The organism is Acidovorax sp. A79, assembly GCF_041154505.1.
In the GTDB taxonomy this organism is placed as follows: domain Bacteria; phylum Pseudomonadota; class Gammaproteobacteria; order Burkholderiales; family Burkholderiaceae_C; genus Acidovorax.
Window position 1 is genome coordinate 2,237,636 of the sequence record NZ_AP028672.1, and the last position, 9,865, is coordinate 2,247,500.

Annotated in this window: 6 protein-coding genes, 2 tRNA genes and 2 rRNA genes (1 of these 10 only partly in view); 1 reads left to right on the forward strand and 9 read right to left on the reverse strand. The window is 57.8% G+C overall.

Going from position 1 to position 9,865, the window contains the following annotated elements; translation table 11 throughout:
• Positions 1 to 31: 31 nt before the first annotated feature.
• The 5 genes from aceK to ACAM51_RS10200 are packed head-to-tail and all read right to left on the reverse strand — an operon-like array spanning position 32 to position 4,719.
• Positions 32 to 1,837 (reverse strand): bifunctional isocitrate dehydrogenase kinase/phosphatase, encoded by a 1,806-nt coding sequence (gene aceK, locus ACAM51_RS10180; protein WP_369643487.1) that lies wholly within the window; start codon positions 1,835 to 1,837, stop codon positions 32 to 34.
• A gap of 48 nt (positions 1,838 to 1,885) precedes the next feature.
• On the reverse strand, positions 1,886 to 2,545 hold the full coding sequence (gene can / locus ACAM51_RS10185) for a carbonate dehydratase (protein WP_010466789.1): 660 nt from the start codon (positions 2,543 to 2,545) through the stop codon (positions 1,886 to 1,888).
• Between the two features lie 36 nt (positions 2,546 to 2,581).
• Positions 2,582 to 3,772, reverse strand: a complete 1,191-nt coding sequence (locus tag ACAM51_RS10190) for an isovaleryl-CoA dehydrogenase (protein WP_369643488.1) — start codon at positions 3,770 to 3,772, stop codon at positions 2,582 to 2,584.
• Positions 3,773 to 3,813: 41 nt separating this feature from the next.
• On the reverse strand, positions 3,814 to 4,275 hold the full coding sequence (locus ACAM51_RS10195; RefSeq protein WP_218296296.1) for a PaaI family thioesterase: 462 nt from the start codon (positions 4,273 to 4,275) through the stop codon (positions 3,814 to 3,816).
• A 48-nt stretch (positions 4,276 to 4,323) separates the two neighbouring features.
• Entirely contained in the window at positions 4,324 to 4,719 is a 396-nt protein-coding gene (locus ACAM51_RS10200) for a MerR family DNA-binding transcriptional regulator (protein ID WP_218296297.1), read from the reverse strand.
• Positions 4,720 to 4,844: 125 nt separating this feature from the next.
• Here ACAM51_RS10200 and ACAM51_RS10205 point away from each other — a divergent pair, with 125 nt between their 5' ends.
• Entirely contained in the window at positions 4,845 to 5,933 is a 1,089-nt protein-coding gene (locus tag ACAM51_RS10205) for an MBL fold metallo-hydrolase (RefSeq protein ID WP_369643489.1), read from the forward strand.
• Between the two features lie 293 nt (positions 5,934 to 6,226).
• Here the strand turns inward: ACAM51_RS10205 and rrf are convergent.
• The 4 genes from rrf to ACAM51_RS10225 form a co-directional block, all read right to left on the reverse strand.
• Positions 6,227 to 6,339 (reverse strand): 5S ribosomal RNA (rrf, locus tag ACAM51_RS10210).
• Positions 6,340 to 6,482: 143 nt separating this feature from the next.
• Positions 6,483 to 9,361, reverse strand: a 23S ribosomal RNA gene (locus ACAM51_RS10215).
• Between the two features lie 371 nt (positions 9,362 to 9,732).
• Positions 9,733 to 9,808 (reverse strand) — tRNA-Ala (locus ACAM51_RS10220).
• A gap of 33 nt (positions 9,809 to 9,841) precedes the next feature.
• Positions 9,842 to 9,865: transfer RNA gene (locus ACAM51_RS10225), tRNA-Ile, on the reverse strand (it continues 53 nt past the right edge of the window).

Genomic DNA, 9,865 nt, shown 5'->3' on the forward strand with positions numbered 1-9,865 from the left:
CAGACGAAAGTCGGGGGTTGAATGAAATGGACTACCGGGCCGGCGCGCCCTGCGCGAAGCGCCGGTCCGTGTCGTAGGGAAAAACGTCGAACATGTGGCCCGCCTGGATGCGCTCCTTGTGCGACTGCCAGAACGCGGCGTCGAGCAGGTCGGCGTGGTGCGACATGAACACCTGGCGCACGGCATCGTTGCCGAGCAGGAAAGGGCCGAAGGTTTCGGGGAACACATCGCGCGGGCCCACGCTGTACCAGACCTCGCCGCTCATCTCTTCCTCTTCGTTGCGCGGCGTGGGCACGCGGCGGAAGTTGCAGTCGGTGAGGTATTCGATCTCGTCGTAGTCGTAGAACACGACCTTGCCATTGCGCGTGACGCCGAAGTTCTTCCAGAGCATGTCGCCGGGGAAGATGTTGGCGGCCACGAGGTCCTTGATGGCGTTGCCGTATTCGATGACGCTGTGCTCCATCTGCTGGCGCGCACGCGGGTCGGAGAGCCCGGTGTCGAAGGCTTCCTGCAGGTAGATGTTGAGCGGGATCATGCGCCGCTCGATGTACAGGTGCTTGATGATGACTTCGGTCTGGCCGTCGCCATCGCGGTCGCTGATCTCCAGCTGGCTGGGGGCGAACTTCTCGATCTCGGCAATCAGTGCATCGTCAAACCGGTCGCGGGGAAAGGCCACCTCGCTGTACTCCAGCGTGTCGGCCATGCGGCCCACGCGGTCGTGCTGCTTGACCAGCAGGTACTTGGCCTTGATCTGCTCGCGCGTGGTTTCCTTCTGGTGCGGGAAATAGTCCTTGATGAGTTTGAACACGAACGGAAAGCTCGGCAGGTCGAACACCAGCATCACCATGCCCTTGATGCCGGGGGCGATGCGAAACTGATCGCTGGAATGCTTCAGGTGGTACAGGAAGTCGCGGTAGAACAGGGTCTTGCCCTGCTTGGCCAGGCCCAGCGCGTTGTAGATCTCGGCGCGCGGCTTGCGGGGCATGAGGCTGCGCAGGAACTGCACGTAGGCGCTGGGCACCTCCATGTCCACCATGAAGTAGGCGCGGGCGAAGCTGAACAGCATCTGCATATCGTCTTCGCCGAACAGCGCGGCGTCGATGAACAGCCTGCCAGCATCGTCGTGCAGGATGGGCAGCGCAAACGGCACTTCGTTGAAGCCGTTGATGATCTTGCCCACCACATAGGCGCCCTTGTTGCGAAAGAACAGGCTGGTGAGCACCTGGATCTGGAAGTTGGCGCGCAGCCGCACCTTGTCGAGGCGGCCGCGCACGGCGGCCACCACGCAGGCACTGTCTCGCGCCAAGTCCGCAAACTCACGCTGCAACTGGAAGTTCTCGATGATGGTCTGGAACGTCTCGTGCAGGTTGTCGCGGGAGGGGTAGTACGCGCGGTAGGTGGGGCGCGCTGCGGGCTCTTCGTTCTCGATGTATTCGGTGCTGACCGCGGGCCGCACGAAGATGAAGTCGTTGTGGAAATGCGTGCGGTGCAGGATCTTGGTCGTGACCGAGTTGAAGAAGGTCTCGGCCAGTTCGGGCTGGTGGTGGTTGACCAAGAGGCCGATGTAATGCAGCTTGATCTGGTGCCACACGTCCATGGGCTGCGCGCCCGCGCTGAATTCCTTCTCCAGCCGGCGCACGCATTCTTTCACGCGCAGGTCATAGAACTCGATGCGTTCGCGCTGCGCCCGCTGCTGGCCGTGCCAGTCGCCGGTTTCGAAGCGGTGCTTGGCACGCGCCGACTCGGTGCGGAACAGCCGGTAGTGCCGGTTGAAACCGTCCATCATGGCCTTGGCAATGCCGTAGGCCTGGGGAGCATCAAGCCGTTGCGGGAACATGGCAGTCTTTCAGCGCAGGCATCGCAATGCGGTCAGGCCAGAGGCGGGCTATTGCCTTTTGACGGCAGCCACACCAGCGATCGCCGCCTTGTACAGCGAGTCCAGGCCTTCGGTGCTGCCCACGGACATGTGCAGGTTGTTGATGAGACCGTCCTTGAGCCCATAGCACCAGCCGTGCAGCGTGACCTTCTGGCCCCGTCCCCACGCATCGAGCATCACCGTGGTCTGGGCGATGTTGACCACCTGCTCGATGGCGTTGAGTTCGCACAGCACGTCGTGGCGCCACTCCGGGGCGGTGGCGGCAATCAGGTCGCGGTGGCGGTCACGCACGTCCTGCACATGGCGGATCCAGTTGTCGGCCAGGCCCACGCGCGTGCCTTCCAGGGCCGCCAGCACGCCACCACAACCATAGTGTCCCACCACCATGAGGTGCTCGATGTGCAACTGGTCCACCGCGTACTGGATGGTGGAAAGGCAGTTCAAGTCGGTGGGCACCACCACATTGGCCACGTTGCGGTGCACGAACACTTCGCCCGGCTCCAGGCCCGTGATCTGGTTGGCGGGCACGCGGCTGTCGGAGCAGCCGATCCACATGTACTTGGGCTTTTGCTGGGCCAGCAGGCTGGTGAAGAACCCGGGCCGCTCGCGCTCCATCTGGGCCGCCCAGGCGCGGTTGTGAACAAACAGGTCGTCGATCGAGGAGGGCATGTTGTCCTTGAGGAATCAGTAGAAAGGAAATGAAGCTCAGCAGGTTTCGGCGAACAGCTCGCGGCCAATCAACATGCGGCGGATCTCGCTGGTGCCCGCACCGATCTCATACAGCTTGGCATCGCGCCACAGGCGGCCCAGCGGGTATTCGTTGATGTAGCCATTGCCACCGTAGATCTGCACGCCTTCGCCGGCCATCCAGGTCGCCTTTTCCGCGCACCACAGGATCACGCTGGCGCAGTCCTTGCGCACCTGGCGCACGTGGTCGGTGCCGAGCATGTCGAGGTTCTTGGCCACAGTGTAGGCAAACGAGCGCCCCGCCTGCAGCACGGTGTACATGTCGGCCACCTTGCCCTGAATGAGCTGGAACTCGCCAATGCTCTGGCCGAACTGCTTGCGGTCGTGAATGTACGGGATCACGTTGTCCATCACGGACTGCATGATGCCCAGCGGGCCGCCGGTCAGCACCGCACGTTCATAGTCCAGGCCGCTCATCAGCACCTTGGCGCCCTGGTTCAGGCCACCGAGCACATTGGCGGCGGGCACTTCGACATTGTTGAAAACCAGCTCGCCCGTGTGGCTGCCACGCATGCCCAGCTTGTCGAGCTTTTGCGCAATGCTGAATCCAGGCATGCCTTTTTCGATCAGGAAGGCCGTGACCCCACGCGCGCCCATTTCGGGTTCGGTCTTGGCGTACACCACGAGGGTGTCGGCATCCGGACCATTGGTGATCCACATCTTGTTGCCGTTGAGCAGGTAGTAGCCGCCCTTGTCCTCGGCCTTGAGCTTCATGCTGATCACATCGGAGCCCGCGCCCGGCTCGCTCATGGCCAGCGCACCCACATGCTCGCCACTGATGAGCTTGGGCAGGTACTTGGCCTTCTGTGCCTCGCTGCCGTTGCGGTTGATCTGGTTCACGCACAGGTTGCTGTGCGCGCCGTAAGACAGGCCCACGGAGGCGCTGGCGCGGGAGATTTCCTCCATGGCCACCATGTGGGCGAGGTAGCCCATGGCGGCGCCGCCATATTGCTCGGGCACCGTGATGCCGAGCACGCCCAGGTCGCCCATCTTGCGCCACAGGTCCATGGCGAACTGGTCGCTGCGGTCGATCTCGGCCGCGCGCGGCGCGATCTCGGCCTGCGCAAAGTCGCGCACGGCATCGCGCAGGGCATCGATATCCTCGCCCAATTGGAAGTTGAGGCCAGGCAGGTTGGCGGGAATGCTCATGGTGAATGTCTCCTCAAAACAGATTGTGGAAGGTGGCTTGTTCAGCCTTGGATGTTGTCGCGCCCGGTGACGGCCATGAGGGTGCACCCCATGGTGGCCACCAGCTTTTCCTGGGAGTTTTCTATGGCGAAGGCACGGCCCTCGCACACGGTGATGGTGCGGCCGGGCTTCAGCACCCGCCCCTCCATGCGAAAACGCTGGCCCTTGGCGGGGGCCAGCAGGTTGATCTTGAATTCGATGGTGAGCACGGCGGCGTCGGGGCCCATCAGGGTGAAACCCGCATAGCCACAGGCCGAATCCAGGGCGGTGGCCACCATGCCGGCATGCAGGAAGCCATGCTGCTGGGTAAGTGCCGGAGCCCATTCGAGCTCGATGTCGACCGCCCCCGCCGCCACGCGGGCCAGGCGCGCGCCCAACGTCTGCATGGCGCCCTGAAGGGCGAAGCTGGCGCGCACGCGCTCCGCGTAGTCAGCGCACCGGGGCTCAAGGGGGGGCGTGCTCAAGGCAATCTCCTGATCAGCATTTACGTTTACGTAAACGTCAATTATGAATCATTTTTGCTTTTCGACCTTCAGCAAGAGTGCCCGCGCCTCGTTTTCATGCTCCTGGACCTCCTCCAGATTGGCCTGCAGGTCAGCCATCTGTTCCTCGAGCTGCTTGCGATGGACGACAAGCACATCCAGAAACTTGCGCAGCTGCACGCCCGTGTCGCGGGGACTGTCGTACAGGTCGATGATCTCCTTGGCCTCCGTCAGCGACAGCCCCAGTCGCTTGGCGCGGAGCGTGAGGCGCAATCGGGTCCTGTCACGGGCACTGTAGACGCGGTTTCGGCCCGCTGGTCCCGTGCGTTCCGGTTGCAGCAGGCCCATGTCTTCATAAAAGCGGATCGCCCGCGTGGTGAGATCAAACTCTTTGGCGAGATCGCTGATGGTGTAGGTGTTGGCCATGGTGGGAACTGCGTGCAGCAAGGTCGGTTTCGCACAGGAGACAGCCCCGCGGCCGCAGCTCCCTACAATGCATCGGATGCATGACGTTTACGTTAACGTCAATGCTAACCCATACCACGACCGCCATGAACCCACTCGAACACCAGATCCACTACCCGCTTGGCGATGCACTCCCTCCGCAGGGGGGCACCATGGAAGTCGCACCTGGCGTCAAGTGGATCCGCATGGGCCTGCCATTCGCGCTGGACCACATCAACCTGTGGTTGCTGCGCGACCGGCAACCCGACGCCGACGGCACCATGGTCAGCGGCTGGACGGTGGTGGACTGCTGCATCGACAGTGCGACCACGCGTGCACAGTGGGAGCAGGTTTTTGCGAGCAGCCTGGAAGGGTTGCCGATTTTGCGCGTGATCGTGACCCACATGCATCCGGACCACATCGGGCTGGCGCATTGGCTGTGCGACCGATGGAAAGTACGCCTTTGGATCAGCGCCACCGACTACAACGTGGCGAGAACCGCGGTATACGACCGCAATGGATTCGGTGGCGAGGCCAGCGCCGACTTCTATGCCCTGCATGGCATGCAGGATGTGGAATTTCTCCAGCATGTCCGGGGACGCGTGTCGTACTTCCCGACCCTGGTGCCCGCCCTGCCTCCGACCTTCCGCAGGCTTATGGAAGGTGATGTCATCGAAATCGGTGGCCGCGATTGGCAGTGCATCAGCGGGTACGGGCATGCGCCTGAGCACATTGCCCTGTATTGCGCAGAATTGTCCTCCCTGATCAGTGGCGACATGGTGTTGCCGCGCATTTCCACCAACGTCAGCGTCCACGCGGCAGAACCCGAATCGGACCCTCTGCGGCTTTTTTTGGCCTCCCTGCTCCGGTACCTCGCATTGCCGGCTGACACGCTTGTCCTGCCGTCTCATGGCAAACCCTTCCAGGGATTGCATGAACGCATCCAGCAACTGCAGAACCATCACCGGGATCGGCTGGCAGAAATCCTGGAGGCTGCGAAATCGGGCCCTTTGTCAGCGGCGGATGTGCTGCCCATCATGTTCAAGCGAAAGCTGGATGCCCACCAGATGACCTTTGCGATGGGCGAGGCGCTGGCCCATCTGCACCTGCTGTGGTTTGACCGCCAACTGCATCGGGTTCTCGACGCCGCTGGCGTTCACAGGTTTGCCCCCCACGCAAGCATTGAACTTGCGTGAGCCGCCGGTGAATTGGTGCTCAGGCGCCTTCGCCATGCGTGTGGGTGGCGCAGTGGTGGAAAGGCGCTACCCGCGTATAAGCAGGTGCCGCAGAGTGATGAAGAAGACGCGTGGCGGGATTTTTCCCGAAGCGGGAGCACAAGACCAGGGTGAGTCCATCCCATCCAGACGCTCATAGAGCTCACCAAGGTCCAGACCAGCAGAGAACCCAGCTGAATGGATGCTTGCTTTTTGCCGTTCCCCAAAGCAAAAAACCCCAGTCATTGCTGACTGGGGTTTTCTGGGCTGTAAGAGCCTGACGATGACCTACTTTCACACGGGAACCCGCACTATCATCGGCGCAAAGTCGTTTCACTGTCCTGTTCGGGATGGGAAGGAGTGGTACCAACTTGCTATGGTCATCAGGCATAACTTGGTGCTGGGCTGTTCGTGGAACAGCCTGGCGAATTCATAGAGTATGGAATCAGATTTTGTGTCTTTTGACTGCGTCAACTTGGCATAACAATCTTTGAGCTTTGCACACTTGCGTGTGTTGGCTATCAAAGTTATAGGGTCAAGCCGCACGAGCAATTAGTATCAGTTAGCTTAACGCATTACTGCGCTTCCACACCTGACCTATCAACGTCCTGGTCTTGAACGACTCTTTAGGGGGCTCAAGGCCCCGGCAGATCTCATCTTGAAACGAGTTTCCCGCTTAGATGCTTTCAGCGGTTATCTCTTCCACACTTAGCTACTCGGCAATGCCACTGGCGTGACAACCGATACACCAGAGGTGTGTCCACTCCGGTCCTCTCGTACTAGGAGCAGGCTTCCTCAAATCTGCAGCGCCCACGGAAGATAGGGACCAAACTGTCTCACGACGTTTTAAACCCAGCTCACGTACCTCTTTAAATGGCGAACAGCCATACCCTTGGGACCGGCTACAGCCCCAGGATGAGATGAGCCGACATCGAGGTGCCAAACACCGCCGTCGATATGAACTCTTGGGCGGTATCAGCCTGTTATCCCCAGAGTACCTTTTATCCGTTGAGCGATGGCCCTTCCATACAGAACCACCGGATCACTATGTCCTGCTTTCGCATCTGCTCGACTTGTCAGTCTCGCAGTTAAGCACGCTTATGCCATTGCACTATCGTCACGATGTCCGACCGTAACTAGCGTACCTTCGAACTCCTCCGTTACGCTTTGGGAGGAGACCGCCCCAGTCAAACTGCCTACCATGCACTGTCCCCGATCCAGATAATGGACCTAGGTTAGAACCTCAAACACACCAGGGTGGTATTTCAACGTTGGCTCCATGAGATCTAGCGACCTCACTTCAAAGCCTCCCACCTATCCTACACAGATCTGTTCAAAGTCCAATACAAAGCTACAGTAAAGGTTCATGGGGTCTTTCCGTCTTTCCGCGGGGAGATTGCATCATCACAAACATTTCAACTTCGCTGAGTCTCAGGAGGAGACAGTGTGGCCATCGTTACGCCATTCGTGCAGGTCGGAACTTACCCGACAAGGAATTTCGCTACCTTAGGACCGTTATAGTTACGGCCGCCGTTTACTGGGACTTCAATCAAGAGCTTGCACCCCATCATTTAATCTTCCAGCACCGGGCAGGCGTCACACCCTATACGTCCACTTTCGTGTTTGCAGAGTGCTGTGTTTTTATTAAACAGTCGCAGCCACCGATTTTTTGCAACCCCGTTGGGCTCGCCTTGTACAGGTTCACCTACTTGGGGCATACCTTCTCCCGAAGTTACGGTATCAATTTGCCGAGTTCCTTCTCCTGAGTTCTCTCAAGCGCCTTAGAATACTCATCTCGCGCACCAGTGTCGGTTTGCGGTACGGTCGTCAATAGCTGAAGCTTAGTGGCTTTTCCTGGAAGCAGGGTATCACTCACTTCGTCTGCAAGCAGACTCGTTATCACCCCTCATCTAAGCCCGGCGGATTTGCCTACCAGGCACGACTACAGGCTTGAACCAACATATCCAACAGTTGGCTGAGCTAACCTTCTCCGTCCCCACATCGCACTATTGATCGGTACAGGAATATTGACCTGTTTCCCATCAGCTACGCATCTCTGCCTCGCCTTAGGGGCCGACTCACTCTACGCCGATGAACGTTGCGTAGAAAACCTTGCGCTTACGGCGAGGGGGCTTTTCACCCCCTTTAACGCTACTCATGTCAGCATTCGCACTTCTGATACCTCCAGCATCCGTTACCAGACACCTTCACAGGCCTACAGAACGCTCTCCTACCACTTGCAATAAATTGCAAATCCGCAGCTTCGGTAACTGGCTTAGCCCCGTTACATCTTCCGCGCAGGACGACTCGATCAGTGAGCTATTACGCTTTCTTTAAATGATGGCTGCTTCTAAGCCAACATCCTGACTGTTTTAGCCTTCCCACTTCGTTTCCCACTTAGCCAATTTTAGGGACCTTAGCTGGCGGTCTGGGTTGTTTCCCTCTTGAGTCCGGACGTTAGCACCCGGTGCTCTGTCTCCCAAGCTGTACTCGTCGGTATTCGGAGTTTGCATAGGTTTGGTAAGTCGCCATGACCCCCTAGCCTAAACAGTGCTCTACCCCCGACGGTAATACTTGAGGCACTACCTAAATAGTTTTCGGAGAGAACCAGCTATTTCCAAGTTTGTTTAGCCTTTCACCCCTATCCACAGCTCATCCGCTAGTTTTGCAACACTAGTCGGTTCGGACCTCCAGTACCTGTTACGGCACCTTCATCCTGGCCATGGATAGATCACTTGGTTTCGGGTCTACACCCAGCGACTGATTCGCCCTATTCGGACTCGATTTCTCTACGGCTTCCCTATTCGGTTAACCTTGCCACTGAATGTAAGTCGCTGACCCATTATACAAAAGGTACGCAGTCACCCTTGCGGGCTCCTACTTTTTGTAAGCATGCGGTTTCAGGATCTATTTCACTCCCCTCCCGGGGTTCTTTTCGCCTTTCCCTCACGGTACTGGTTCACTATCGGTCGATTACGAGTATTTAGCCTTGGAGGATGGTCCCCCCATATTCAGACAGGATTTCTCGTGTCCCGCCCTACTTTTCTCTACCTTAGTACCACACGTCTGTTTTCGCATACAGGGCTATCACCTGCTATGGCCGGACTTTCCATTCCGTTTTGCTAACAGTCGTGCTATCAATAGAAGGCTCTTCCGATTTCGCTCGCCACTACTTTCGGAATCTCGGTTGATGTCTTTTCCTCGAGCTACTGAGATGTTTCAGTTCACCCGGTTCGCCTCGCATGACTATGTATTCATCATGCGATACCTCTTGCGAGGTGGGTTTCCCCATTCAGAAATCTCCGGATCAAAGCTTATTTGCCAGCTCCCCGAAGCTTATCGCAGGCTATCACGTCTTTCGTCGCCTGTAATCGCCAAGGCATCCACCACATGCTCTTAGTCACTTGACCCTATAACTTTGACGTTTCTTGCGAAACACCGCCGTCTAATCTTTCAAGGACTTGCCAGGTCTTTCACCTGACGCGTTATGCCGTAAACAACTTCAACCCTTTCGAGTTGTCATCGTATTACTTAAGAATTTCAAACTAGGTTTGAATATTCGTTTTGACGCAATCAAAAATTCTTGTTGCTAGCGGCACGGTCTGCACTAAACCTTTACGAATGTGCAGTTTCCGCTAGCAACTCTGATTCGACTCTATGAATTTTTAAAGAACAGCCGATTGATCAATCGATATTGATCAACAACAAAGAAGCCTTAACCGTTTCCAGTCAAAGCCGCTTTGGTGTTGAGTAATCTTCTTACTACCTACTACCGCAGTGTTGGTGGAGGATGACGGGATCGAACCGACGACCCCCTGCTTGCAAAGCAGGTGCTCTCCCAGCTGAGCTAATCCCCCAGTGTCCTCATACCGTATCCGTGTATTGGAATTTGGTGGGTCTAGTTGGGCTCGAAC

Bases quoted from the DNA above. Each gene is read 5' to 3' on its own strand.
- aceK (WP_369643487.1), bottom strand. From the start codon at position 1,837: ATGTTCCCGCAACGGCTTGATGCTCCCCAGGCCTACGGCATTGCCAAG.
- can (WP_010466789.1), bottom strand. From the start codon at position 2,545: ATGCCCTCCTCGATCGACGACCTGTTTGTTCACAACCGCGCCTGGGCG.
- ACAM51_RS10190 (WP_369643488.1), bottom strand. From the start codon at position 3,772: ATGAGCATTCCCGCCAACCTGCCTGGCCTCAACTTCCAATTGGGCGAG.
- ACAM51_RS10200 (WP_218296297.1), bottom strand. From the start codon at position 4,719: ATGGCCAACACCTACACCATCAGCGATCTCGCCAAAGAGTTTGATCTC.
- ACAM51_RS10205 (WP_369643489.1), top strand. From the start codon at position 4,845: ATGAACCCACTCGAACACCAGATCCACTACCCGCTTGGCGATGCACTC.